Annotated in this window: 25 protein-coding genes; 19 read left to right on the forward strand and 6 right to left on the reverse strand. The window is 65.7% G+C overall.

Going from position 1 to position 24,374, the window contains the following annotated elements; translation table 11 throughout:
• Positions 1-44 precede the first annotated feature (44 nt).
• The 15 genes from ACFYO1_RS02855 to ACFYO1_RS02925 all read left to right on the forward strand — a co-directional run bounded on the left by ACFYO1_RS02855 (position 45) and on the right by ACFYO1_RS02925 (position 16,573).
• Positions 45-1,883, forward strand: coding sequence for an acyl-CoA dehydrogenase family protein (locus tag ACFYO1_RS02855; RefSeq protein ID WP_387226526.1), 1,839 nt, complete (start codon positions 45-47; stop codon positions 1,881-1,883).
• Positions 1,884-2,080: 197 nt separating this feature from the next.
• On the forward strand, positions 2,081-2,929 hold the full coding sequence (locus tag ACFYO1_RS02860) for a hypothetical protein (protein WP_387226528.1): 849 nt from the start codon (positions 2,081-2,083) through the stop codon (positions 2,927-2,929).
• 19 nt (positions 2,930-2,948) lie between these two features.
• Positions 2,949-3,731, forward strand: a complete 783-nt coding sequence (locus tag ACFYO1_RS02865; protein WP_387226530.1) for a hypothetical protein — start codon at positions 2,949-2,951, stop codon at positions 3,729-3,731.
• Entirely contained in the window at positions 3,728-4,267 is a 540-nt protein-coding gene (locus tag ACFYO1_RS02870) for a hypothetical protein (protein WP_387226532.1), read from the forward strand. Before ACFYO1_RS02865 ends, ACFYO1_RS02870 begins: the two co-directional genes overlap by 4 nt.
• Positions 4,264-5,250 carry a hypothetical protein gene (locus ACFYO1_RS02875; RefSeq protein WP_387226534.1) on the forward strand — a complete coding sequence of 329 codons (987 nt, stop codon included), beginning with the start codon at positions 4,264-4,266 and terminating at the stop codon, positions 5,248-5,250. The genes ACFYO1_RS02870 and ACFYO1_RS02875 overlap by 4 nt, the downstream gene beginning before the upstream one ends.
• A gap of 45 nt (positions 5,251-5,295) precedes the next feature.
• Entirely contained in the window at positions 5,296-6,180 is an 885-nt protein-coding gene (locus tag ACFYO1_RS02880; RefSeq protein ID WP_387226536.1) for a hypothetical protein, read from the forward strand.
• Positions 6,181-6,244: 64 nt separating this feature from the next.
• Positions 6,245-7,165 (forward strand): hypothetical protein, encoded by a 921-nt coding sequence (locus tag ACFYO1_RS02885; protein WP_387226538.1) that lies wholly within the window; start codon positions 6,245-6,247, stop codon positions 7,163-7,165.
• A 12-nt stretch (positions 7,166-7,177) separates the two neighbouring features.
• Entirely contained in the window at positions 7,178-8,125 is a 948-nt protein-coding gene (locus ACFYO1_RS02890) for a hypothetical protein (RefSeq protein ID WP_387226540.1), read from the forward strand.
• 277 nt (positions 8,126-8,402) lie between these two features.
• Positions 8,403-9,569 carry a hypothetical protein gene (locus tag ACFYO1_RS02895; protein ID WP_387226542.1) on the forward strand — a complete coding sequence of 389 codons (1,167 nt, stop codon included), beginning with the start codon at positions 8,403-8,405 and terminating at the stop codon, positions 9,567-9,569.
• Positions 9,570-9,616: 47 nt separating this feature from the next.
• Complete coding sequence (locus ACFYO1_RS02900) at positions 9,617-11,485, forward strand: type IV secretory system conjugative DNA transfer family protein (protein ID WP_387226543.1); 1,869 nt, start codon at positions 9,617-9,619, stop codon at positions 11,483-11,485.
• The gene (locus tag ACFYO1_RS02905) at positions 11,482-12,339 is read left to right on the forward strand and encodes a DUF4913 domain-containing protein (protein WP_387226545.1); all 858 of its coding nucleotides are present in this window, start codon (positions 11,482-11,484) and stop codon (positions 12,337-12,339) included. Before ACFYO1_RS02900 ends, ACFYO1_RS02905 begins: the two co-directional genes overlap by 4 nt.
• The gene (locus ACFYO1_RS02910) at positions 12,336-13,283 is read left to right on the forward strand and encodes a hypothetical protein (RefSeq protein WP_387226547.1); all 948 of its coding nucleotides are present in this window, start codon (positions 12,336-12,338) and stop codon (positions 13,281-13,283) included. Before ACFYO1_RS02905 ends, ACFYO1_RS02910 begins: the two co-directional genes overlap by 4 nt.
• Positions 13,280-14,215 (forward strand): hypothetical protein, encoded by a 936-nt coding sequence (locus ACFYO1_RS02915; protein WP_387226549.1) that lies wholly within the window; start codon positions 13,280-13,282, stop codon positions 14,213-14,215. Before ACFYO1_RS02910 ends, ACFYO1_RS02915 begins: the two co-directional genes overlap by 4 nt.
• Before the next feature lie 77 nt (positions 14,216-14,292).
• On the forward strand, positions 14,293-15,477 hold the full coding sequence (locus tag ACFYO1_RS02920) for a hypothetical protein (protein WP_387226551.1): 1,185 nt from the start codon (positions 14,293-14,295) through the stop codon (positions 15,475-15,477).
• 226 nt (positions 15,478-15,703) lie between these two features.
• Positions 15,704-16,573 carry an MBL fold metallo-hydrolase gene (locus tag ACFYO1_RS02925; protein ID WP_387226553.1) on the forward strand — a complete coding sequence of 290 codons (870 nt, stop codon included), beginning with the start codon at positions 15,704-15,706 and terminating at the stop codon, positions 16,571-16,573.
• Between the two features lie 157 nt (positions 16,574-16,730).
• Here ACFYO1_RS02925 and ACFYO1_RS02930 read toward each other — a convergent pair whose 3' ends face one another.
• The 4 genes from ACFYO1_RS02930 to ACFYO1_RS02945 form a co-directional block, all read right to left on the reverse strand.
• The gene (locus ACFYO1_RS02930; protein ID WP_387226555.1) at positions 16,731-16,934 is read right to left on the reverse strand and encodes a hypothetical protein; all 204 of its coding nucleotides are present in this window, start codon (positions 16,932-16,934) and stop codon (positions 16,731-16,733) included.
• Positions 16,935-17,067: 133 nt separating this feature from the next.
• Positions 17,068-17,739 (reverse strand): 2'-5' RNA ligase family protein, encoded by a 672-nt coding sequence (locus ACFYO1_RS02935; RefSeq protein WP_387226556.1) that lies wholly within the window; start codon positions 17,737-17,739, stop codon positions 17,068-17,070.
• Entirely contained in the window at positions 17,705-18,076 is a 372-nt protein-coding gene (locus tag ACFYO1_RS02940; protein WP_387226558.1) for a hypothetical protein, read from the reverse strand. The genes ACFYO1_RS02935 and ACFYO1_RS02940 overlap by 35 nt, the downstream gene beginning before the upstream one ends.
• Before the next feature lie 79 nt (positions 18,077-18,155).
• Positions 18,156-18,521: a hypothetical protein gene (locus ACFYO1_RS02945; RefSeq protein ID WP_387226560.1), complete on the reverse strand. Its 366-nt coding sequence runs from the start codon at positions 18,519-18,521 to the stop codon at positions 18,156-18,158.
• 259 nt (positions 18,522-18,780) lie between these two features.
• On the opposite strand from ACFYO1_RS02945, the gene ACFYO1_RS02950 reads away from it, so the two are divergent.
• The 4 genes from ACFYO1_RS02950 (at position 18,781) to ACFYO1_RS02965 (ending at position 22,001) form a co-directional block, all read left to right on the forward strand.
• A complete protein-coding gene (locus ACFYO1_RS02950; protein ID WP_387226562.1) occupies positions 18,781-19,506 on the forward strand; it encodes a hypothetical protein in 726 nt (241 codons plus the stop codon).
• Between the two features lie 228 nt (positions 19,507-19,734).
• Complete coding sequence (locus ACFYO1_RS02955; protein ID WP_387226563.1) at positions 19,735-20,547, forward strand: hypothetical protein; 813 nt, start codon at positions 19,735-19,737, stop codon at positions 20,545-20,547.
• A gap of 3 nt (positions 20,548-20,550) precedes the next feature.
• Positions 20,551-21,327 carry an alpha/beta hydrolase family protein gene (locus ACFYO1_RS02960; protein ID WP_387226565.1) on the forward strand — a complete coding sequence of 259 codons (777 nt, stop codon included), beginning with the start codon at positions 20,551-20,553 and terminating at the stop codon, positions 21,325-21,327.
• Positions 21,324-22,001: a DapH/DapD/GlmU-related protein gene (locus tag ACFYO1_RS02965; RefSeq protein WP_387226568.1), complete on the forward strand. Its 678-nt coding sequence runs from the start codon at positions 21,324-21,326 to the stop codon at positions 21,999-22,001. Before ACFYO1_RS02960 ends, ACFYO1_RS02965 begins: the two co-directional genes overlap by 4 nt.
• A 12-nt stretch (positions 22,002-22,013) precedes the next feature.
• Here ACFYO1_RS02965 and ACFYO1_RS02970 read toward each other — a convergent pair whose 3' ends face one another.
• Both ACFYO1_RS02970 and ACFYO1_RS02975 read right to left on the reverse strand, forming a co-directional pair.
• Entirely contained in the window at positions 22,014-22,748 is a 735-nt protein-coding gene (locus ACFYO1_RS02970; RefSeq protein ID WP_387226569.1) for a glycosyltransferase family 25 protein, read from the reverse strand.
• Positions 22,745-23,950: a hypothetical protein gene (locus ACFYO1_RS02975; RefSeq protein WP_387226570.1), complete on the reverse strand. Its 1,206-nt coding sequence runs from the start codon at positions 23,948-23,950 to the stop codon at positions 22,745-22,747. The genes ACFYO1_RS02970 and ACFYO1_RS02975 overlap by 4 nt, the downstream gene beginning before the upstream one ends.
• Between the last annotated feature and the right edge of the window lie 424 nt (positions 23,951-24,374).

The raw sequence follows: 24,374 nt of genomic DNA on the forward strand, positions 1-24,374 counted from the left end.
AGGCGACCGGCTACCTCCTGCCACACCCCGAGAGGACCCCTCCCATGACGACGATCGACACCACAACCCGACTGGAAAACAACACGCCTTCCACACCGGTCACGCCGCGTGCTGATGAACTACTCGCGTCGCTGACCGCAACGGTTTTCGGCGACGGCGACTACCGGAATCAGGCGCGGATCCGCGAGGTGATCACCGCTCTGGGCGATGTCGCGGGCCGCGGAGAAACCCAGGCGGAGGAAGCCCGCTACAGCTACACCCTGCTCCAACGCGCCATCGACACGCTGGGAGGGTCGGCCCGCGCGATCGCCGCTGATGACAGCACGTCGTATGCGGTGTTCGACTGGGCCGCGGCGCTGGCTCCGCGGCTGATGGTGCTGCTGCCGGGCCATCTCAAACTCAGCATCGCCGCGATCGAAAACCTCGGCGACGGTTCACCGTTCCAACAGCGGTGCCTGCGCGAGCTGGACACCGCAGCCGCCGCCGGAGTCGGACTCGTGACCGAACTCGACCACGGCAGCGACGCGATCCACCTGGAAACCACGGCCACCTGGCTGCCCGGGCAGCGCGCCTTCCGACTCGATACTCCCACCGCCGGGGCGGTGAAGTTCATGCCCAATACCGCTGCCGCGGTGCCCCGCTGCGTCGTCGTGTACGCCCGCCTGATCGCCGATGGCGCCGATGAGGGCGTCTGGCCGCTTCTGATGCGGCTGCGCACCAGCGACGGGCTGGCCGATGGTGTGGAGGTCAAGGCGTTGCCGGACAACGGATACGGGCTGTGGATGGACAACGCCATGACCCGATTCCAGGGAGCGGGATTGCCGGAGTCGGCCCTGCTCGGCGGGGACGTCGCCGAATTCGATGCCCAAGGCCGGTTTCACTGCGCCCTGACCGAACGGCAACGCTTCGCGCGCACGACCAGCCCGCTGCACTCGGCACGACTGTGCACCGCCGGTGCAGCGGTGTCCGCAGCGCGCGCCGGGCTGGAACTGACCGTCGGCTACGCCCGCCACCGCCGGGTCGGCCCGGACGGGGCCGCGATGATCTCCCACGACCATGTGGCCGGCCAGCTCGCGCACGCCATGTCGGACATGTGGGCGATGACGTGTCTGGTGAACGCCGTACGCGCCCGCTGCGCACGCCCCGATGTCGACGGCAGCGAGGTCGCGCTGTGGGCAATGCTCACCAAACCGGTCGCCTCCTACACCTCCTGGCAAGTGATCGAGATGTGCCGTCAGCGGTTGGCGGCCCAGGGCATCCTGCGCGCGAACCACATCAGCGACTACGTCGCACTGTGTGAGGCCATCATGACCGCCGAGGGGGAGACCTGGGCGATGCTCGGCGCGGCCGGACGGGCACTGCGCCGCTCAGGCATTCCCTATCTGACCGGCGTCGATGAACACCCGCGCCAATGGTGGTACCGACTGCTGGTCGAACGCGAGGGAGCCTTGGCCACCGGCGTCGATTCCGAGCATCAACCCGACAGCGCGGCAATAGATCTCGCTACCGCCGTCGGTGTCCGCACCGCTGTAGACACCATGTGGACCGCCGCCGCGGACACGAATTGCACTGCCGCGCAGCATGTTCTGTATGACCTTGCGGCGTTGTACGGGATACGGCGGGTCGAGGAGCACGCGAACTGGTACACCGCGCACGGGTTGCTGAGCCGCAGCCGCGCTGCCGGTCTGCACCGCACCCTGCGGGCCCGGACGGCGGCCGTGGAACACCGCCTGCCGATCCTGGCGCGGGCGTTCGCCCTGCCCGAGGACCTTCCCGCACCGATCGCCGGAGACACCACCGCGCGATGGATCGGCTTCGCCGGATGGGAGCTGCCGACTTGGCCCCGATCGCTATCGAGCCATTCCGCGGTGCGTGATGACTGATCCCCGCACACCCGAAGACACCGACCTACGTGCCGCAAGCCAGCACAGCGACATTAGCGCCGCTGGGTACTGGTACGAGCGACCACGCGCACGGACCGCGAAACCTGGCTGCCCCCTGCGGAATCGGGGATGACGACATGGCGAGGTCCGGAACAGGCCGGGGCGCGAGCGCAGTCCCCACCGAAATACAGCAGCGCATGCTTAAGCAATTGCAGAACGTCACCGACGACATCCGGCGTATGACCGGCGCGACGGGCTGGGATCGGGCGGTCTTGCGCGATCTGCACGTCACCGCCGATTTGCTCGATGAGCTGGTGCACGAGATCGGCATCCCCGAGCGATGGATCACTCATGTGCGTGCGCTAGGCAATGCGGGCACTCGTTGGACCGCTTCGCAGCAGTTGCCCGCGGGCCGGGCCGAAGGGCGTGAACAGCAGCTGGCGCGTCTGCACGCTCAAGTGGACCAGCTGTTCGAGATGACTGCCCTGCAAACGGTCTACCGCGGCCGCCGCGGTGTGATCGAGCCGGTCCTCGCCGAGCGTTTCGACGCGTTGCAGCGGTTGCAGTGGGTACGGGTCGCGATGGTCGCGCGAGCGCTCAATGTGACTCGCGCTGAGGTCGGCACGCGGTGGTCCAGCGATCCCCGTCGCTGGACTGCGCTGCTCGAGAAGTCTCGTGAGGTCAGACCAGCGGAGCTGTCGAAACGGTGGAAAGCCGCTACGAGTGCGCTGGTGGTATCCCGAGCACGGACACGGTACAACGCGTTGGCATCGGCGGGACTCGACCCTTCCGGCGCACCCGCCCCACCACACCCGCACGAACTCAACGTTGCCGCCGAAACCGCCTGGCGCGCAACGAACGCTGCCGAGGGCGCGCGCCACGCGGGGCCGGCGACTACCGCCGAAGGTGAGCGCGGCGCGCGGATCGCGGAAGCGGTCGACGCGGCCGCCCCGGAACACAGCGGCGCCGAGGTGACCGATACCGACAATCCCGCTCCGGCATCGACCGCGGAGATCCCCCAGCCGCACTCGGAGATCGAACCATGAACCACCGACGTCAAAAAGCTTGGTCAACAACCAAATTCGCCATCACTGGGTGCCTGCGAATCGCACACCAGCCGTCACCCACTCTCGTCGATACCTGGAGGTCGAGATGACATCGCGTCGATACCTGGAGGTCGAGATGACATCGCGTCGATACCCGGCCGCGGACACCACGGTCAGTCCAGAAAAGATCGTCCGTCTGCGCGCCGCCGAACTGTCCACCTATTCGTGCACCAGTCAGTTCGACCGCTTCGCGACTCAGCACCGCTTCCACGACGCGGCGAGCTTCGATCGCTACGTGTTCGCGCTGCTGGATGCGGGCATCGTCGACTACGACGCACTGCGCCAAGCCGAGGCCAAAAGGGCCGCTAAACGCGCCGGAGGCAAACTGTCGCGGCTGGCAGCCGCAGCGCCAGGTTTGCGCCTGTTCTCCGCGGCCACCATGACCAGCTTCACCATCTGCCGCACCGACGGCCACCTGGTCTGGCACGACGTCTTCCGGCGGCCGGCCGCGATCGGCATCCCCGCCAGCGCCGCCGAAGCGTCGGCCCGCCAAGCGATCTGGCTCGCCTGGCGCGCCCGTACCCATGTGGGCGCGCCTGCGGCGAGGCTGCGGCTGGTCATGGCAGACAGCTACGACATCACCACGCGCAGGCTCCACCACGCGGCGCAGACCGCGGGACTGGTGTTGGAGCTCTCGATCGCCCAGCCCAACCCCGCTGCCCAACAGCGAGCCCGCCGCGACTTCATCGGCTGGTCCGAGCCCGACCTGCGCTTCCTGTTCGACAGAAAGGAGTCGGCATGAACAAGCAGATCACCGCCACGCTCGTCACCAGTGTCACTGTCGGCGCGCTGCTGAGCGGATGTGCACCCACCCCAGACATCCAGACACGGACCGTCGCGCAGTGCGGCACCCAGGGGCTCGAACCAGCCGGCGAGGTCGACCTGTGCTCGGCGGAGGCCGTCCTGCTCGCCGCGGTGGAGACGATTTTCGGCTACCGGCCCAGCGACCAACCCGACCAGCGTGCCGCGTTCCGCGCCGCCCGAGACCTGATCGCACCGGGCTTCGCTGAACAAGCAGAACCGTCGGCGCTGGTGTGGGCACCGATCAGCGCCCAGCAATGGCAGCACTGGCGCCGCGACCGCATCGAAATCGCCACCCTGGTGCGCCTCACCCGCGACGACCACCCACCCGACACCCCCACCACCACCGCCCGGGTCCTGTCGGTCGAGCTCCGGCCCGGCGACCAACCACCGATCGGGTTCACCGTCTACGCCCGCGCCGCCCGCACCACCACGACAGCGGCATGGCAACTCACCGGGCTGGAGGTGATCGCATGAGCGAGGACCCGGTCGAGCAAGGTGGCCGAGCAATGCAGCAGGCCTTCATGCAATCGATGCAGACCGCAGCGATGGTCGCAGGCTTGTTCGGGCGGCGCGCCGGGGAAGCACGGTCGCAGACGGAGTTCCTCCAGCGAATGCGCGTCGGAGAGAACAAGGAGGCGCGTTCGGCCTTCGAGCATGCGTTGCGGGTGCAGCAAAAACTGGTGACCAATCCGCTGGAAGTCACTCTCGCGCAAGCCAAGATCAACGAAGTCGAGCAACGCATCAAGGGGCATAAAGAGGAACGAAGGGCAACGACCAAGAAGATCAAACGCGCCGACAAAGATTTCGACCGTCGTGAGGAAGCGGACAAACTCGCCCTCAAACACAAGAAAGAGCTGCACGAGCTCGAAAAAGAGTACAAAAACCTGCAGATCCAAATCCGCCGCCGCGCAGCAGGATTGACCGACACCCTCACCGACCACGGAGGCAAGCAGGGCGCGGCCGCAACGTCGGCGGCGGCCCACGCCGCGGCTCAGGCCAGCGCAGGACTCTCCGACGAGAACGCCGAAGCCGCCCAAGCGTTCGAGCAGCGGTTCACCGAGGACACCGGTGCCGACCCCGAGGACTTCCTCGACGCCACGGTCGTGCCCGACTCGCAGGTTCCGGTCGAGGACGTGATCGATGCCGAGATCGTAGAGGATTTCGACGGAGCCGAAGCGGGACAGGGAAGCGCGGCACCACGGGTGTTCATCGCCGACGTCAACGGGCTGGCGGACGCGTTGACGGTGCTCAACTACTTCGACCACGCGTTCCCCGGCACTGCAAGCGACGCCGTCTCACCGGGTGCGGAGGGGATTGGGTTCGAGGCCGCTGTCGCCGATGCAGGCCCGCTCCACGCGGGCACGTCGGCGGATCCGGATCCGGGGCCGGGGCTGGAGTTCGGTTTCGATCCGCCGTTGGCGCTGCCGGCCGCGCCGAGTCCGGAGGTGGGGCCATGAAGCACCCATTAATGCCGGCATTGCGTGCGGACGGGGTTGGCTGACATGCAGACCCCGACCCCACTGCAAATGCTGCTGCTCAACGGTATTCAAAACCTGGCCTACGACAACTGGACCAGGGTCGAGAAGTCCGTCGCGGCAGGTTATGACACGCCGCCGCCGGAGGTCATCGACCAGATCACGATGAGTCGTCGCACCCTGACCCAGCTCGAGGACCTGGGTGCGCTGGTGGGCTGCCCGCATTCCTGGCTGAACTTCGCGCGCCGGGCCGGTGAACGAGGACAAGCATCGGACGCGCGACGACTGTTCTACAGCCCCGATGAGGTCCCGCGTGGGGCGCTGATCGCGGCATTGTCCGGGCACATACACCAGTTGCAGGACAGCGCAGGAATTCTGGCCGCGCACATGCGCCGGAACCCGGGTCTCGACCGCGGCGAGCGCGGGAATTTCCAGGCCGTGATGGGGATGGTGTGGCAGCGCCTGGGGGCGGTGTCACACGAACTGGATGTGACCGATCGCGAACGCGGCCAGATGTGGTCGCGCCACGGCGGCCGGCACTGGGCCAATGTCGTCGCCCAGGAGTTGACCGGTCATAACGACGAGCAGGTGAGCGCACGCTTCCGCACCGTCGCTGATGCGGACATCTCGATAGTGGCGGCGCCGGTGATCGTGTGCCTGCGGTCGGGAATAGCGCTGGACGACATCAGTAAACAGATGCCGGACTCCCCGGATCGGATGGTCGAGCTGGTCGGAGTCGCACTCGATGCCATGCCGCGCGACCCTCACGGGCTCGCTGTCCACGACGCGGTCGCCGCCACCACGCTGAGCGAGAACGCCGGCATCGAGCAGATACGCGACGAATCCGCTTGGGGCGATTTAGGACTGGCTGCGCCACAGGTTCCGGACTACGGGAGCGAGAGCGAGCCGTGACCGGCCGCGAACGGTTCCGCACTTACGTCATTGTCACCATTATTTTCCGATTGGAGCATCCTCGATGACTCACTCACTACCCGGGTTACAGGAGCTGCCCAGCTGGAAGCTGCGGCTGCTCGAGAAGATCCAGAACACCGCCGCCGATCGCGCCAAAGCACTGGAGCATGCCTTCCCGGTCCATGAACCCGGCGACGGCGCCGGGGATCTCAAGATCCAGAACTGGCGCACGCATCTGCTGGTACTCGCCTCCGATCTGCACGAGCTCCAACTGCGCGCCCGTGCGATGGGTGTGCCCCACTCAGCAGTCGAGGCGGTTCGCGAGGCAGGACAGTGGGGGTTGCGGTGGGGCGACAGCGTGCACTCACCAGCGGTGATGCGCTATGGCGAACCACCCGAGCTCGCGTTCCTGGTCGACAGGATCGTCAAGGATGTCTGGGACCTCGAGCACATGGCGGTGATTCGAGTCGAACATGAGCTGCGCAACCACAATCGTCGCTTCCCCCACGATCCCGAAGCGGCGGCGCAATTCGACCGGAACATGGCGGCGTTGTGGCAACGAGCGTCCGCCAGCGCGGCGGTCGTCTTGCTGAGTGGCGTTGAAGCCGAGGAGATTTGGGGGCGCGATGAGCACGGCTGGCGGGATCTGGCTGAGGTGACCGTGCGTACTTACAGTGACGCCGACCTCTACGAGCGCTGGCGCACCCTCGCGTGGCGCGGTCGCGAACACACCCTGGGCCGCACCACCGACAACCTTGGCCTCTCTGCCGGCACCGACCTCCCCGGCCACCATCCACCGCTGCCGGAAGCCCTCATCGAACGCGCTCGCGAAGCCTTGTCCACAGAATCGGACGGTCAAGGCGCCGGAGACCAGGTAGAGGTGGCCTTGGCGAGCACAGGGGAGGCGAGCTGGATCAACGAGCCCGACGGCCACAACGACCCGCCGCCACGCGATCCCGGTCCTCCGGTCGAGCTCGAGCTGTGAGCGGTGAGGACCATGACCGATCCGACACCCTCAGTCTGGGACAGAATGCTCGACCAGCTGCGCGGCATTCAACGCCTTGCCGCAGAGGAAACCCACGTCAGACACCTGTTGACCAATTACCAGAGCAGCGGAGACCCACGCCTGGACGAACAGCGCCAGGCAGAGTTGACCGGCACGCTGGCCGACCTGCAACTCCAACGTGAGCGCGTCGAGCGGCAAGCTCTGGAGGCCGATATCCCACCCGCAGTGATCAACGATGTCCGCAGGGTCGGCCTCGGTGGCGCCCGCCCGGTACCAGCTCTCGACCCGTCGACCGGACCTGCGTCGCGGGACTACTTCGAGAAGTTCTGCCTGGACATGATCGAGGTCGAACGGTGGGACCTCGAGCGCATGCTGAGCTTAGAAGTCCTGCGCCGCAAACTCATCGCCAGCGGCCGCTGGAGCTTTGGGCAAAACCCCCTCGCGGTCTGGAAATTCGCCGAGAACACCCACGTCCAATACCAGCGAGTCGCCGCGCTGGCGGCGGGGGCACGCCTCACCGCGACCGAAGCCGCCACCGTGTGGGGCGGCACCGCCGAGACCCTCCGACAACTACGCGCGGTCACCAAAGAACACCTCGACGAGATGAGCGTGATCGCCGAATGGAGCAAATACGCGACCGCAAGCCCGAAACTCCCACGCCCGCCGTATCTCTCCGATGACCTCGATGTCGCCAAGGTACTGGCCGACGCAGGCGTGAGTCCACCGACCCCGCAGCAGATGTTCGACATCGCCGCCACCGCATTGCGTCCGGAATTCACCGACGCCACCGCGGACCACAGCATCGGCGCCGGCCCGACGGCCATGACCCAAGCGGTCAACGATGCGCTGCCCGAAGGCACGCCCGACTGGTCCAGTGAACGCGACGAGACCCAGTACCGCACGGCGAACTCTTACCCAGACCTAGGTCCGGACACCTGAGTCACCCGAAGAACGGAGCCACCACCACTACCTGACCGAGTAACCCCCACTTCGCCTGCTTCTCGTCGGCAGCTGGTCACGGGGTACCGACCAGCAATGCCGAACCCGATTGCCGGGGACATCTGAACACCGCTGCCACCTCGCGCCGACGACTCGTGGCACGCACCCTCCGCAGGAGGTCGACGATGTCCACCCTCACCAGACCAATCCCTTTCACGCTCAACCGATCACCGCGGCATGCGCACCGTGATCTCGGTGCTGGCGTGTGGTCAGCGTCATGAGCTGGCTCGAGCGGCGCAGCGGCCCCAGCAGCCCTGAGTACTACCCCGATGCCGCCGACCCTGACGAGGCCCAACTGCACGCTGATGCGGCACAGTGGCATTACCTGCTCGAGATCGCAGACGATGCCGACACTTCTCAGCAAGGTGTCGAATTCAGAACTCAGGCCGGCCAGTTAGCGGCCAAATGGAGCCGCCACCCCTCGTTGGTTCGCCAGCACCAATGGATTCGGCAGCGCGATGCGTTCGTGCTGTGGCGTGATCATCCCGACAAGGCTGCCCGAGACCTGCGGGAACTCGAGCGGGCCCACGCCGCGGGCGGGGAAGGCGTCGACGAGTTCGGACTGCGGTGTCTGCGCCAGGCCGGTGAACAGACGGGCCGCGTGGAACCAGGCATCACCGGTTCCGAACAGGACAGCGCTAGCTGGCACTCGGTCGCCCCACCACTGGCAGCCGGGAACGTCGCGGATCCGACACCATCGCCGCGAAACGTGCTCGATCGCGCGTTGGGAGGGCCGCCGTCGTTACTGAATCTCGACGAGGTCGGTGCGATCATCGCCGACATCGACCGGGCTCTCGAGACCGCCGAGACGCTCGGCGCCTCCGACGCCGAGGCCGCCACCGCGACAACAGCTCAGGGGCGCAGGGCACCGGCGGCCGAGCGCTCCACACCCCCTCCACGACAGCGCCAGGCGTTACAGGAGCTTCAGGATCTGCATGCCGAGCACACCCGCACCGCCGAGAGCTTCAGCGACCTGGGCGATCGGACGACGATCAACGCCAAAGTCGAAGCGCTGGAAGCGATCAGAGCGCAATTCCGGTCGGCGCAAGCGGCCGCGATCCAGTGGGGTGCTCCGACCGAGGTAATTACCAAAGTCGTCCAGGCCGGACAGGACGGCACCTACTGGCATGACGGACCCGGCGATCCACGCCTGGCCACTACCACGACCGGGACACCTGTCGACCACCCGCCAGACCACCACGACATGCCCGGCGCACCAGACCCGGCCGCATTCGCTCCGAACGCCTCGAACGGCGTCGCGATCGGCCAGGCCGTCGACGCGGCGGCACCTGCCACCGAAAACAGCGACTGGCACACCCCCGAGGGCCCCGAGCCGATTCGGCCCTCCCCACCGCCTGAGGCCGCCAAAGACGTGGATCTGTGAAAAGCCTTGCCAGTCAACATCGTTCATCCACAAAGGAGTAAATGATCATGATCGCGACTCGGGAGACCCGGCGCCGGACCAAACGCGGGATCGGAGAGGAGACCGCGCTGCTGCTGGCGTTCATGGCGCTGGTCATCGCCGTGCTGGGGGTGTGGGCGGCGCTATGTCTGGGGTGTTGGTGGGCCGGGGTGCCGGTCGCCGGGCATCCGGTGAGCGCGCTGCTGGGAGTGGTGTCGGGGCGGCAAGCCTGGCCCTGGCAAGCCACCGTGATGACAATCCTGTTCCTCGGTCTCGGCGCCAGTGTCGGGCTGGGGTGCTGGCGGATGCTGCACGCCGACAGCGAGATCGACGCAGCAGCGCGCACCATGCAGCGACCGCGAGAGATCCGGCTGGGGCGGGTGCGCGACAACGCGATCGCCAACCAGCGGCTGCTGCGCGACGCCGCACCCGAAATCCAGGCACTCAAAGGTCCACCGCTGGGCACGACCGTGATCGGAGGAGTGGGGCTGTATGTGCCCGCCGAACTCGGCGTCACCATCACCGCGGGTACCCGCACGGGCAAAACCATGGCCTGGGCGATCCCCGCGGTGCTGGCGGCGTGGGGTCCGTGCCTGGCGACATCGAACAAACCAGATCTCTACCGGCACACGTTATCCGGGCGCGAAAAGGCCGGCCGAGTGTGGCTGTGTGACCTGCAAGCGGTCACCGGCCGCGTCGAATGCGGGTTCTGGGTCGACCTGCTCGCCCAAGTCGAGAACCTGCCGGCCGCACGGAAACTGGCCAGCTTCTTCGTCTCCGCCGCAGCAGGTACCGCCGCACAGGCGGCAAATGCCAAGGTAGACAGCTATTTCGACGGCGGCGCACAAGAACTGCTGGCCCTCTACATCTATGCCGCGGCCTGCGTGCAAGGCGACCTGCTCCATGTCGCCGAATGGCTGGGCCGCGACCAAGACCTCACCCCCGCATTGATCCTGCGCCACTACGGCCACCAGCGCGCCGCCGAGCGCATCGCCGAATCCCAAGCCCTCTACGCCCGGCAACGAGACGGCCTCTACGACATGGCCAGACGGTTCCTCGGATCGCTCAGCGATGAAGGCTACGCCCGCATGGTCACACCACCGCAGCGCTACCAGCTCCGCGTGCGCGAGGCCCCATCCAAGACCGGCAGCGGCACGACCGTGGTGATCGACCGGACCGAACAGAAGCAGACCCACCATCTGCCCGAATTCCGGCCCCGCGAGTTCGTGACCTCGACCGACACGTTGTACGCGCTGTCGATGGCCGGACCCGACAGCGCCACCCCGCTGACCGCGGCACTGGTCGGGCAGCTCTTCGAGGCCGCCCTCACCAGCGCCCGCGCGCGCCCCGACGGCCGGTTACGGGTGCCGTTGCTCGCGGTGCTCGACGAGGCAGCAAACTGTGCACGCATCGGCGAGCTGCCCTCCTACTACACCTACGCCGGCGGGTGCGGCATCGTCGTGATCACCATCCTGCAAGTGCTCGAGCAAGGCGAAGACCTCTGGGGCGCAAACGGTTTGAAGACCATGCGCGCGCAGAGCATCGAGGTCTACGGCGGCGGCATCGCCGCGGTGGACTACCTCGAACACTGGGCGGCAATGGCCGGCCCGCACGATGTGGCCGACCGCTCCCGCAGCCACGGCGCCGGGGGCACGAACCGGACACTGACCTGGCGAGGTGAGCCCATCCTCGACACCTCCCTGCTGGCGGCGCTGCCCAAAGACCGCGCCCTGGTGCGGCTCCCGGGCTACGGGCCGGTCGTGGTTCGCAAGAACTGGTGGCAAGACAGCGAATACGCCCCGCTGATCCACGCCTCGCTGGCCCGTTTCGAGAAAGCCGCCGCGACGATCGCACTCCCTGCCGCTCCCACAGCACTCGACGACGGGGAAGACCTATGAGCACCAGCACCGGCTCGTCGTCGAAGGCGCCGTGCTACAGCCACTTCGGCGCCTTCGCCGAGCACTGGTTGCTGCCCTACATCACCGTGCGACTGGCCGAGGCGAACCGGGAAAACACCTACACCTGGTGCCCGCAATGGTGGGCCCATCGCGCCGTCGCGGTCCGCATCGCCCACCTGCACAACGCCTTCGAAGGCCAACGCCGCTCCGGCGCGGGCACCAGCTTGAGCACATGGCTGCTCTCGGTCGACGCTCACCTGCGCACGATCATGGATGCCGCCAACGGCCCACTGTACCGCTGCACCCGCCAGGCCCACGTGAGCACCCCGTCACTGCCGTTCGACCTCGTGCCGCCGGGCTGGTTCGGGCCCCCTCCCACACCGGCACCGACACCACCCGGCGAAAAACCGCCCCCGCCAAGGCTGTTCGCCCACTACTCCGACTTCGTGCACGAGTGGCTGCTGCCGGTCACCTCGGTACGGATCGCGGCCAACAACCGCGAAGGCCAGTACAGCTGGTGCCGACAGTGGTGGCGGCACCGCAACGTGGTCCTGCGCTTCGCAGCTGTTCATCGCGCCTTCGAGGCCGCGGTCCGCGCCGACGACCCCGCCGCGATGAGCACGCTGTTCCTGCGCCACATCGACGTGCACCTGCGCGAGGTCCTCGACGCATCCAAAGGCCCGCTATATCGCTGCACCCCCGACCAGCACACCGAATGCCCCGGCCTGCCGAGCACACCGATCCCCACCGCCTGGTTCGGCCCGCCAGGAGCGAAAACAGCCACCGAGCATCTGGGCTTCGGACCGGACTTCCGCGCCTTCGCCGGTGCCCCGACCCCAAGGACATCTTCATGAACAAGCCGACACCTGCACAACGGAAGGTGCTCAAAGCGCTACAGAATCGAGCCGTCGAGCTGACCGCCATGACCAATGAGGCAAATCAACGCACAGCCGAAACCGGAGAACGCCCACCATGGTCCTGGGCGAAGGACTACCTTGATCACGCAAATCTGCGCGAGGCACTGGAAAAGGCAGCCTGTGCCGGTGGAGTCCCCAAGACGTGGATAGATCACGTCCGGGAACGCGGAGAACGCGGCATCACCTGGCGTGCCAATCTTCCCCTACGCCCTGCCGAACCCCTCGATCTAGACCGGATCCTCGGCGATCTCGTCGCGGACGTGCAACGCCTCCAGGAATGGACTGCCCTCGACACCGCCCAACGGATGGTCAGGCCGGCGCCAGAGCCAACCGTGCCTGATTTCGTCGAGCGAAATCGACATGCACTTCGCGCCCTGCGGGCCCGGACCAACGGGGTCGCGAACCTACTCGAGCTCGATTCCGAACTCGGCGAACAGCTGTGGGGCACCCCCGCTGACTTTGCGGCCGCCGCGGCCAAATGGGCGACGGGTCTGTCCGTCGACAGACTGCCAAACCTGTTGCACAACGCTGCCTACACCGGTACCCGCGACTACGCACAGCAAGCCGTCGCCCTCGGTGCCGCCGGCATAGTAATCGATACCGCTGACGCCGTGGCATCGGCCGAGCGTCTGGCTGTCGCGATCGAGAGCCTTCTGCCGCGCGAGGAGCGCCCGTTCAATGAGGCAACCGACGGGGTGGAGATCGCTTCTGCCGTCGCGGCTGCCGAACACGAGTCGCCAGCCGTTGCGATCGTCGAAACCTGGACGGGTTCCTCACTATTCAGCGACAACCTCGAGCCGGATACATGGAGCTACGACGCTGATCCCGACCGGAAGGTCCCGCAGCCGCAGTTCTCCGAGGCCGAGGAGCTCGGGCGATGACCCGACCGCAACGGGAGCTTCGGGTTCGCGATCTTCCCGCCGGTCAGGCCGAAGTCCTGAGCCGGATCCATGAATTAGCCACTGAGGCAGAGCATTTGCGCCGAAAAGTTCAGGACAGCTACCTCGGTGCCGCATCAGAGGACAACGCGTTCATGCGGCTCTCGGAAGTCGACCGCGACCTGAAATTGACCGAGGCGCGCGCGTACGGGAGCGGTATACCGCCCAGTTGGGTCGCACACGCACACCAGCTGGGCCGCAACGGCCACGAATGGACCCTAGAGCAGCGCTTGCCTGCGGCCGGCACACCGCCACGGCGCAGTCCTGTGGGCCGGGTCATCAACGACACCCGCCAGATGACGGAAATGGCCGCAGTCCTCGCCGTGCGCGAACACCTGCTCGCCGCAATGCCCGGTGCCCTCGCGCCGAATCCAGCAGCGGCGCAGCAGTTCAGCAGGAACCTCGAGGCGCTGCGGACACGCGCGGCCCGCACGGCCGACTCGGTCGCCATCTCGGCGAGTGACCGCGACAAGTTCTTCATCGTCAGCGACGAAGAATTTGTTGATCGCGTCCGCGACTTCCTGGACTACAGCCCTGGTGATCTCGACATGGTGTGGCGACGTCACTCCGTGGAGTCGATCGCATCGGGCGTACGACGCTCCCTGAAGAACCTGCGCCGCGCCGACTCAGGCAAAGCCGTCGTGCCCCCCGGCCCGTCGGCTCGACAGCCGCCGGACCCCGCGTCCTTGATCCAGCGGGCCCGCCAGGTTCTGCGCGCCTTGGTGAGCGAGCAATCAGACACCGGAGCCGAAATCGACGCCGCGATCGCCGACGCGACTCTTGCCGACGGCGTCGACCCCGCGGACACGACCCCGGATGCCGATCCTGGTTCGAGTGCGATCACTGCCGCGCCCGAACACGGGCACGATCCCTGACCGTCCGCCGGCACAACGTTGCCGCGCCCGAATTCGGTACTCCCTCTTCACATCTCACCCTCTAGGAAGGAACGACTATGAAGCGTCACGTACATTTCGTCGGCAGCCTGCCCGAACCTCTCATGAGCAGTCCCCGTCACGCGATGGAATGGATCCTCGACCACACCGGCGGACAACCACTCACCGCGTTGCCCTGCGACCTGGATCCCAACTGGATCATCGCCTACCTCCGCGACCTGCAAACCCGCACCGATGTCCTCGACTTCGACAGCAGCGCAGACGATTACGCCGACTACAACCACATGCCCCCCGGACGAATCCGCCCCGGTGTCACCCTCGCCCCCGAACACGTCACCATGGGCCGCGTCGACAAAATCGAACACATCATCGCGGACTACACCGCCCTTCGCCGTGAGCGGACAGGGATCGGCGACGTCAAACTCCAACTCAGCCAACCGAACTCACTCGATCTGAGTCTATTCGCTCTGGCCGGCACCGCCACCGCCGATGGGCTCCCGATCCTGAAAGCGCTCGGCCACCTCGGCGCACTCACTACGGCGCTGCGCCACGTGCCGGTGTTCACCGAAGCAATCCTCGACGAAATCGCGACCCTGACCAGAAGCCACGGCCCGATCATCACCTGGCAAGTCGAATCCCCAGTCGCGCTATTAGCAGTGGTGAAAGCGGCCGAGTTGAATGCCGTAAGGATGATCGCCGACGTGATCGCCCGCCAGCTCGCCGGGGTGCTCACCCGCCTGCACCGGCTCGGCGCACTCAACAGCCTGCACCTGTGCTACGGCGACTACCGCCACACCGCCATGCTCGAGCCCCGTAGCCTCGGCCCCGCGGTCGCCCTGCTCAACGCCCTGGCCCGGCAGTTGCGCCGCGACGGCACACCCCTGCCGATGGCCCACATCCCCTGCGCCTACGGGGCAGAACCCGCGCCACTGGACTCCCAGTTCTACAGACCCTTGCAACACCTGGACCCGGAATGGGCGTTGAGCGCAGGCGTAGTGGCACCCAAAAGCCTGCTCGACTCCATGATCAGCCTGCGCCTGTTCGAACGAGCCGCCAACTGCCCCGCCCACGCCGTCACCACCGCCTGCGGCCTCGGACGATGCACCCCCGCCGGCGCCGAACAAGCCGCCGCCACCATCGCCGCCACCGCCGCATTCTCCGACCACTGGCTGCCCACCGTTCCACGAAAAGCACCCGCCGGATCGGACGCAGTCCGCGATCCAACACCAGCGAGACGGCGGTGAGCGCGGACCGGCGGCACTACCCACAGGCATCAGCGCCCGAACCCGCGGTTTCCGAACGACCCGACCCCGCTCGCGCGATCCCGAAGCAACCGCGCCCGCCCCTCGCGTAATGGCCGGTCCAGCAAACCGTCGAGACCCCTGCCGCCCGAATACGGTGAGGCCCAACCGTCGCCGACCGGGCAAAACCACCGCGCATAGACCCTTCCTCAGACCAGGAGATGGCCCCATGACCCTCGGCACCAACCGGCACGCCGACGCCGCCCCGATTCGCAGCCACCAACTCGGCGAGCACCGCATCACCTACCTGCCAGACGGCGTCGCCCTGCTCGATCCCCGTGCCTGGTTCCCCGGCTCCGAGGACAACCTCTGGATTGAGCACAGCCACCTGCTCAACCCCGACGGCTACCTCGTAGCCAGCGTCGGAGCGCTGTTGGTCGAATTCGGCCAGCACGCCATGCTCATCGACGCCGGACTCGGTCCGCTGGCGCTGCCGTCCGCATTCGGTCACCTCCGCGGCGGCCGGCTGCTGAAAAGTCTTGAAGCCGTCGGGAAAACGCCACGAGACATTGATCTGATCGCACTGACACACCTGCACCTGGGTCACCTCGGGTGGCTATGGCAACGCGCACCAGGCCGATCGAAAACACCGTTCGCCCACGCCGAGATCCTCATCAGCGCAACGGAATGGACTCACCGTGAACTCGCCGCCACCGACGGTATCGCTCCAGAAATGCTGGAAATCTTTGCACCCCAAGTACATCCCATCAACGACGGCGAGGAGATCTTTCCGGGAGTCGAGGCACTCGCAACTCCCGGACACAGCCTCGGCCACACGGCCTACCAGATTACCTCCCGGCAGCACCGGCTCATAGCCTTCGGCGACGCCATGACCTGCCCTATCCAAATCACCCACCCGCACCTGACCACCGCCGCCGATGACGACCCCGACAGATCAATCACCACCGCACACCACCTCATCGACGAACTCAGCCACGAGGACACCCTCGGCTTCGGCATTCACTTCGGCGATGTCCAGCTCGGCTGCGTCGCCCTTACCACCGACGAAGACCGATGGGAAGTCGAGCCGAGGTGGTGATGGCAGAGCGAATGGTTCGGTTGCCCGACTGTGTGGCGAAGCTGTGCCGAAGCGCAGAGGTGGCAACGATTGTCCGTGCCGGAGCACGGGTCGCCGGTCTGATGATCCTTGCGTTTAGCTGCGGCAATGAAGTCCGTGTAGTGGCCGGGTGCAGCGCTTATCCGTTTTCGGTGACGGTGGTATCGGGGTGGCGGCGGCTGGTGTCGGGTTTGACGAAGTGCCCGGTGATCGAGGATCGGTCGCGGCGGTTGTCCCCGTCGTGTGGTTCGTCCTCGCTCAGCGTTGTCCGCGGGTTCTGCTCTGCTGTTTCCTCGCTCACGTACTCGCCTGTGTCGGCGGAGCGGTAGTTCTTGTCGGCCATGACATCCTCCCTCGCAACTCGTGCACATCCGGTGAGCCGAATAGTGCAGTTGCTTTCCGGATACCGCGCTGCTGGCCGGCCAAACCCGTCAGCGTTCGGCCACGAAACCTCGACGCTCGGCAGTGACCGAGTGTCACGATCCGCCGAGTGGAACCTTCGTGACTTCCTGCCATTCGTATCGGCGATGATCGCGGTTGAGGGCGATGAGGGACACGGCTGCGACTCGTTCGTTCACGGTGGTGTCGATCAACGTGTCGTGCACGAGGGTCTGGCGAATTGCGGTCATGGATGCTGGGCCGGTCGAGTAGGCCAGGGTGAGGTGTGGTCGAAACCTCTCGTCGCGTTCGGGCACATTGTCGGCTCCCCAGACGTCGGCGGTCGCGAGCTGTAGTTCGTCCCGGATCTGTTGGAAACCTTCGTGATTCGCTATCGGCATGCCGATTGTCTCTTCATCGACGACGGGCGGTCCGATCGATGTATCGAATGGCTCGATGCGAGAGAGTCGCTCGGTGGTGGTGTCGCTGATCCGCTTCACGTCCGGTTCGGCGACTTCGTCGGTGAATCCGATGCCTTGAACGGTGATGTGCAGACCTGCACGGCTCACCGGTGACATCGTCGGTATCCGCGCCAATGTCGGGGCGAACCGGGCCACGAGTTGTCCTGCCGGGGAGTTGTCGTCAAAGGTCACGTGCCAGGTGTAGAACGATCGGCCCATCTTCCAGCCGGGACGCCACCACCAGTGATCTCTCGTCGAGTCATCAGCCATGGCTTCAGTCTGCTCCGTTCGAGTCGGCGGCGAGCGCACGAAGAGGACCGAGGTCTGCGCCGCGCCGGAATTCGGAGGCGACCTCGCATAGTGTGGCAACACCGCGAGCGTGTTCGGAGGTGCCGCGTGCCAGCTGGGCGATTTCATCCACACGCTGGATCAACGGGCGGACACGATGCTCTACCGGTGTCGCCGAGGCGATCTCGGTGAGTTCGCTTGCGGCGACGTCGAAGTCGCCGAGCGCGATATACCCTTTGATCTGCTGACAGCGCACCATGCGTTCGGAGCCGAGGTTTCGTAATTCCGGTGCGGCGCTGCGGAATCGGTCGATCGCGGTCGAACTGAACTCGATCGACCGCGCCGGGTCATCGTTCACCAAGGCGGTGTCGGCCCAGTATGCGCCAGCGTGTTCCAGCGAGCATGAGAACGGCGCGGCGAACTGGTCCTGTAATGGCTCATCGGCGAGCCGTGCGGCTATATATATCGACCGCTTCTTGCAAGGCGGTCTCGGACTCGCACACGCGACCGAGGTGGGCCAGGTCGATCGCTTTGGCGCTGGCGTGCAGAAGCATCACCGTGCCGCTGCCTGCGTGGCTGAGTCCGTCGGTGGCGGCTTCGACGGCTTCTTGATGCTCGCCGCGCCATGCGGCGGCGGTGTTCTGGGCGGCGCGAATCCAGCCACGTAGCTCATTGTCGGCGGTGTTCTCGGCGAATGCCCAGGCGGTGCGAAGGTGTCGTGTGGCGATATCGGGGTGTCCGATGTCGGTGGTTATCCAGCCGAGTGCCGTCATCGCCCATCCGGCGATCGTGTACAGCTCCATACTCTGTTGCGGGTGTTGGCGCCCCTGGAGCAGTTTGATCGCTGTGTCCGAGTCTGCACAATGCGCCGGAACCGCGGCAGCGTCGGCGTCTGAGGTACTTGCGGGTCACCCACCGCAGGTTTTCGCGCAGATCGGTGATCGTCAGTGGCCCACGTTGCTCATCTCCGCCCAGGCCAGTACAGACGCCGATTCGTCGGCTGTGGCCAGCAACAGGACGAGAGCGTGTTGACGTTGGCGCGGTTACCTTGCGCTGTGGTTCGTGGGCGGCTGTCACCTGCGCATCATGCAGTGCCGCTACCTCAAGCTCGGCGACTGTACTGTCGCGACGGTGACATGGAGTTGGACCATTCCGGGCGCAGTGGGCGCGGCTTATACCTTGCTGATGGCTATTCCGGCGACCCATCGTCGGCGATGCGCTGCGCGGGCTGAACTGCTCGCAAAACTCGTCGCAGCAGCTGGAGAAAGCTGTCCGAAAGCCTTGCGTGCCGAGATGATCGAGAAGATCAACTGGGTAGCCGCGTACAGTGTCATTCGCTACACCGGAAAACAGCGATTGATCGTGTGGGGAGGGTGGGTCGTCTCCATAACCTTCGTCGCGTTCAGTTTCACAGCTGTCGCCATACACGAAGGCGGACAGCCACCCAGATCGCTGTCGATGTTCCTGGGAACAGCAGTCGGTATCGCTATAGTCTGCGCTCTGCTGATCATTCCGGTCGTCATTGTCATGGACTGGATGTATGCCCGTCGTCTGCTGTATGTGAAGGTCGGAGGGCGAAATGACTTTGTCGACCTTCAGTTTCCCGGTCTCCGGCGCCGTGGGTACTCCTCCGGAGTCGTCAAACGGCTGCTCGCGCAGGTCTTCGGTGACCGGGCGCCGTACGGAGCGACCAAGCCCGGTGACATTTTGGCTTTGCGCCGCGCGATGTCTGAATGGGAGAACTCCCCGATCACATGGCCGTCCTGGCTTGCTGCACGACTGAACTGACCGAACACGGAGCGGCAGCAGTCAGAGCCGCATGGAAGAACGATCGGCATACCTCGAAGACCACACCTTACCGCTGGCGACTAGCGCTTGGCTCCACAACGGCCCTGGTTGATCTTCGATGCCGGCGTTGATGCGGGTCTCTGCCACGCCGGGGAGCGCCAATGCCCGGCCTTGCGGAGCTGGGTCAGCCAGTCCAAGCGGAACGGCCTCCAGACAAGCTGTTCAGAGATGGTGGTGGTGCTGGTGGCGGCATACTCTGGTCGTGATCGAGATGGACCGGAGAAGGACTGGCCTGCCCCCGATGCGGAGCGACCTGTAGTGGCCGGCGTTGCTGCCCGAGCGAGTAATCCACACCAGATTCGCTGGGAGCTGTTAGAGCGCGGATGCGTGGTGGTGTCAGAGCTGATTCCGCTGGAATTGCGTCAGGCTGTTGCCGCGGAGGCTGTATGCCTGGTGGAAACAACTGGCGTGCGTCGAGATCTCACGATGCCGTCGACCGGATTCACGCCGCGGCGGATGCGCAACGTGACGCGAGACCGGATCGCCGAACATGGCTCGGATATTCAGCGTGTGTACGAGTCCGCGTGGGTTGTGGAGATGTTGTCGGAGGTGGCGGGTGAACCGGTGTATCGATGTCCATACGAGCCCGAGCAGTTCGTGGTCACTCGCCTCGAGTCCGTTGGTGATACGCATGGATGGCATTGGGACGATTACGGATTCGCGCTGGTATGGGTCGCCGAGTGCCCGCCCGCAGTTGACGGTGGGTTCGTCGAATGTGTGCCGGATACGGTGTGGGACAAGGACAATCCCGGAGTCGAGCAGATCTTGCGGGACAGACCGGTGCATGCACTGACACTGGAGGCTGGAGATGTGTACTTGATGCGGACGGAGACGACTCTGCATCGGGTGCATCCGATCCGGCGAGGTCGGCGCACGATCGTGAACATGGCGTTCGCAAGGGAAGATCAACTGCGCGCGCCGTTGTCGCACGAGACCATGGATGCGTTGTGGTCGGGACCGAATTCGAGGGAACGGAGCTGATCGATGCACGAGGCCGAAGTTGTCTCAGACGATGGCATCAGGCTGGACGCGGCGGTCCACCCCGCCCAGTCCGGCGCCAGCCGAGGGGTTGTGCTGCTGGTACACGGAATCACGGTCGACATGGACGAAGGCGGGGGGATGTTCGTGCGGCTGGCCGAGCGTCTGTCAGCGGCGGGATTTGAGGTAGTTCGGTTCTCCTTCCGTGGCCACGGCGCCAGCGGAGGCACCCAGCGCGGCGTGACCATCGCGGGAGAATGCCTGGATCTGCAGGCCGCCGTAAGCTATGTGCAGCAACGCTTTACAGGTCGCCTATCGATCGTGGCGGCGAGTTTCGGTGCGGTGTCGACCGCCTTGTCGCTGCCATGGCTCGCGGATGGGTTGCACCGGTTGGTGTTGTGGAACCCGGTCCTGGATTTGCGGCATACCTTCCTCGAGCCCGAGCTGGCATGGGGTGTGGAGAACTTCGGGCCGCAACAGCAGAAGCATTTGCAGGACAGCGGATTTCTGCGTGTCGATGGCGAGTTCGAGTTGGGGCGTGTCCTGTTCGGGGAGTTCGAGGTCTATCGGCCGACCGAACAACTTCTCGCCAGCGCAATCCCCATGCTGATCGTGCACGGCGACCAGGACACGGCGGTGTCGTATACGGTGGCCGCCGAACTGGCACGTACACGGCCGGATACGTTGCTGCACACGGTTGTCGGTTCAGACCACGGGTTCGACTCCCGCGAGCGTGAGGACGAGGCCATCGAGGTGACAGTAGACTGGCTGGTCGCGCAGTGAGTTCTGACTCGGCCGCAACCGCCGATCTGTACGGACAAGTTCATCTCGGTGAGTCGGTGGTGATCGGGGAGCAGTGCGTGCTCGGATATCCGAAAGAATCCCGCATCCGAGATGCGCAGCGCGGACAGCGCTCGGCGGGGGCGCCGGCGACGCTGGGGGATCGCTGCCTATTGTTCAACCAGGTCATCGTGCACGAGGGAACGACCCTCGGCGCCGATTGCGTGGTGGAGGACCGCGCTCGGATCGGGTACGGCTGCGTGATCGGGGACCGGGCCCGTGTGGTGCATGGTGCGTATATCTGCGACCGAGTCCACATCGGTGAGGATGCGTGCATCGCTGGATTCGTTTGCGACGCAACGAGGATCGGTGCCCGTTCGACGGTCATGGGCGATCTGGTGCACGAGTATGCGAGGCCGGATCTGGGCTGGTGGGGAGTCGATGAGCAACCGCCGGTCATCGAGCACGACTCGGTGGTCGGGTTCGGTGCTCGTGTCGTGGGCGGCGTGCGAGTGGGTCCCCGCAGCTACGTGGCCGCAGGGGCGATTGTGACCAGAAACGTGCCGGCTGAGCATGTGGTGACCGGCACCAACGTGCAGACCCCGATCGGCGAGTGGACCGGCGCGCGCCTGGGCGCGCTGATCAAGCACTGGACCACCCGTCCGCCCAGCCAGTAGCGACGGTCGCAGTCAACTGTCGATGAAGTCGGAGTCTTCGGTGTCGCTGCCTGCTTCGCTTTTCGGGCGTTGTGTGGCCAGTGGTGGGTCGAGGGCCAGTGCGGTGAGCTGGGCTGGGAACCGGGCACGCACATCGGTGCGCGGGTGCGGTAGGTATAGGGCGGGCAGGAATTCATCGACAGGTATGACAGCCTGGTCGAGTGCTGTGGCGAGTAGGACAGTGAGCGCGGGTTTGGTGAGCAGGTAGGCGTAGCTGCAGTGGCTGTAGCCAGGCCGTACGAGGCCGGGAATGGTGGTCGGCTCGTCGGGTTCTAGCGGGTATCGGCCCAGATAGAGCAGATCGAACCGGAGTTGTCCGCGTTCGAGCCGGTCCAGAGTGCTGTGCAGGCGGGCGTGGAAGTCGGGTGCCAGGATCGCGTCGTCCTCGAGGATGAGGATGTAGGGGGTGGCGGCGTGGTCGGCGGCGTGTGCCCAGCAGGCGAGATGGGCAAGGGTGCAACCGATTTCACCGAATTTGAGGGGCCGTTGCCACCAGGGATTATCGGAGTCGATCGGCCAGTCGAAGAGTTTGATTCCGCGCGTGTGCAGGTCGGAGATGCTGAGCATGTGCCCGTCGAAGATGTCGTCGACGTCCGAGGTGTAGAGGGCGGGGAGATCCGGTGGGAGCCGGGCGCTGATCCATGCGCGCCGATCGGGTCGGCGCGCCAGGTTCACCACGTAGACCGTGATCGCATCCACGGCGGTCATCGTTGGTGGGCGGAGTGGCGGCGGGTGAATCGTTTGGTGTTGTCGACAATGACGCCGAAGTCCTCGCCGGTGCGGCGCGCCATCAAAAGCAACGGTTCGACGACCGAGAGGTCGGCGACGTCGGTGATCCCGCCGACCCGGCGTGCCTCGGTCACCAGGACAAAGTCGTCGTCGTTGACGCGGTCGGCGAGATAGCCGATGTTGGCCAGGCCGCGGGCGGGGTCGAGCAGCGCCTTGGCGGCGCCGAGCACCCCGAGTGTGAGACAGCCCGCGACGAGAAACACGGTGGTGCCCTGCACGGTGAGCCGGGTGAACACGGCCAGGTCCTCGATGAGTTCGGCGCGTTCTGTCCACCGCGGTGCCAGCACCAGGTTGTCGAGGTCGGGAACGACCAGTGGATCGTCGTTACCGAGGGGGTGAGGCGCGAAATGAAAAGGTAACTGGGGCAGGAACTCTCGATACTTTGCGTTCCACGGCGGCCCGCCGACCACGATGAGTACATCGGCGTGGGTGTCGTAGTGCTCCGAGGGTGCGAAGTCACGTACCACGACGGTCGCGGCCAGCTGTGCCAGTCGGGTGCGGACGAAGATGAGCGTGTCCAGATCGGCGAACTTGGCATACCGCAGGTAATTGCGATCGGTAGGCGCGGCGTAATCGGGCCGCTCCTGGACCGGGATCTCCGAGCACACGATATCGACCCTGGCGCCAGGGCGCAGTCGCCAGAACCGGGCGAGCTCTTCGGTGGCCGAGACCGCCGCAGGCGCCGGTGTGGTGGAGGCGTTGGTGAGATGGGTTGCGGGAGTGTTGGTTTGGGGCGCCAGGAGCAGGTAGGCGAGGGTATCCAGAGCTCGTCCTGCGTGGCGGCGTACGGTCTTGGTGGCGCACTTTTGCTGTTGAGCCAGCGATTGCTGGCGGTCGGTGAGCGTGGCGAAGCGATGCTGTGAGTCGAGGTTGAAATCGACTTCGGCATACACACGTTCGTCGACCGAGAGCAGATGGATGCCGGCGTGCAGGGCCGCGGTCAGGATCGCGATCTCCTCCGCGGAACCGGGTTCGCAGTCATGGCCGTGACGCAGAAACTGGCGCACCGGCTCGTCCAGTACGGTCATCAACACGGTCGGTCGGGCCAAGCCTGGTCCCTGACGCAACCGTTTGAGGTTGTCGCGGATTTGATCGACCGAGGGTCGTGCGGCGAGCACCATCTGTCCACGATATGTCCATCGAACGGACGGTCTAGCACCAGAGGCGCGATCGATGTCCAGGATCTGTCCTCTCGGGGCGAGGCTGGTCCACGAATACGGCTGGTGATCGGGATGGCCGAGCCCTCGGGCGCCGGGCAGACTCGATCCATATCGCGCGGCCGAAAGTGATGGTCGGACACCAGAAGGTTGCGGCTGGGAGATTTACTGTGCAGCAACATGTTTGGCCCAGCGGTTAGCGGTGGACACTCGGGTACGGCGATCAGGTGATGACCGGTCATGGTGAGTGCCGCGTGGCTGGATGGCTTGATGGAGTGTGCTCGGCTCCCCGGGGGAGCCGGGAGCGCCGCTGGTGCCCGCGCTGCCTGTCGGTCACTGATGCGGGAGACGTTGTCAGGACCGGATACGAGATGCCGCCGAGGGCGGA

The organism is Nocardia sp. NPDC006044, from assembly GCF_042871115.1.
Taxonomy (GTDB): Bacteria; Actinomycetota; Actinomycetes; order Mycobacteriales; family Mycobacteriaceae; genus Nocardia.

Excerpts from the sequence above, each read along its gene's own strand:
- ACFYO1_RS02855 (WP_387226526.1), top strand. The coding sequence starts at position 45 with ATGACGACGATCGACACCACAACCCGACTGGAAAACAACACGCCTTCC.
- ACFYO1_RS02860 (WP_387226528.1), top strand. The coding sequence starts at position 2,081 with ATGCTTAAGCAATTGCAGAACGTCACCGACGACATCCGGCGTATGACC.
- ACFYO1_RS02870 (WP_387226532.1), top strand. The coding sequence starts at position 3,728 with ATGAACAAGCAGATCACCGCCACGCTCGTCACCAGTGTCACTGTCGGC.
- ACFYO1_RS02875 (WP_387226534.1), top strand. The coding sequence starts at position 4,264 with ATGAGCGAGGACCCGGTCGAGCAAGGTGGCCGAGCAATGCAGCAGGCC.
- ACFYO1_RS02880 (WP_387226536.1), top strand. The coding sequence starts at position 5,296 with ATGCAGACCCCGACCCCACTGCAAATGCTGCTGCTCAACGGTATTCAA.
- ACFYO1_RS02885 (WP_387226538.1), top strand. The coding sequence starts at position 6,245 with ATGACTCACTCACTACCCGGGTTACAGGAGCTGCCCAGCTGGAAGCTG.
- ACFYO1_RS02890 (WP_387226540.1), top strand. The coding sequence starts at position 7,178 with ATGACCGATCCGACACCCTCAGTCTGGGACAGAATGCTCGACCAGCTG.
- ACFYO1_RS02895 (WP_387226542.1), top strand. The coding sequence starts at position 8,403 with ATGAGCTGGCTCGAGCGGCGCAGCGGCCCCAGCAGCCCTGAGTACTAC.
- ACFYO1_RS02900 (WP_387226543.1), top strand. The coding sequence starts at position 9,617 with ATGATCGCGACTCGGGAGACCCGGCGCCGGACCAAACGCGGGATCGGA.
- ACFYO1_RS02905 (WP_387226545.1), top strand. The coding sequence starts at position 11,482 with ATGAGCACCAGCACCGGCTCGTCGTCGAAGGCGCCGTGCTACAGCCAC.
- ACFYO1_RS02910 (WP_387226547.1), top strand. The coding sequence starts at position 12,336 with ATGAACAAGCCGACACCTGCACAACGGAAGGTGCTCAAAGCGCTACAG.
- ACFYO1_RS02915 (WP_387226549.1), top strand. The coding sequence starts at position 13,280 with ATGACCCGACCGCAACGGGAGCTTCGGGTTCGCGATCTTCCCGCCGGT.
- ACFYO1_RS02920 (WP_387226551.1), top strand. The coding sequence starts at position 14,293 with ATGAAGCGTCACGTACATTTCGTCGGCAGCCTGCCCGAACCTCTCATG.
- ACFYO1_RS02925 (WP_387226553.1), top strand. The coding sequence starts at position 15,704 with ATGACCCTCGGCACCAACCGGCACGCCGACGCCGCCCCGATTCGCAGC.
- ACFYO1_RS02930 (WP_387226555.1), bottom strand. The coding sequence starts at position 16,934 with ATGGCCGACAAGAACTACCGCTCCGCCGACACAGGCGAGTACGTGAGC.
- ACFYO1_RS02945 (WP_387226560.1), bottom strand. The coding sequence starts at position 18,521 with ATGGAGCTGTACACGATCGCCGGATGGGCGATGACGGCACTCGGCTGG.
- ACFYO1_RS02955 (WP_387226563.1), top strand. The coding sequence starts at position 19,735 with ATGGTGGTGGTGCTGGTGGCGGCATACTCTGGTCGTGATCGAGATGGA.
- ACFYO1_RS02960 (WP_387226565.1), top strand. The coding sequence starts at position 20,551 with ATGCACGAGGCCGAAGTTGTCTCAGACGATGGCATCAGGCTGGACGCG.
- ACFYO1_RS02970 (WP_387226569.1), bottom strand. The coding sequence starts at position 22,748 with ATGACCGCCGTGGATGCGATCACGGTCTACGTGGTGAACCTGGCGCGC.
- ACFYO1_RS02975 (WP_387226570.1), bottom strand. The coding sequence starts at position 23,950 with ATGGTGCTCGCCGCACGACCCTCGGTCGATCAAATCCGCGACAACCTC.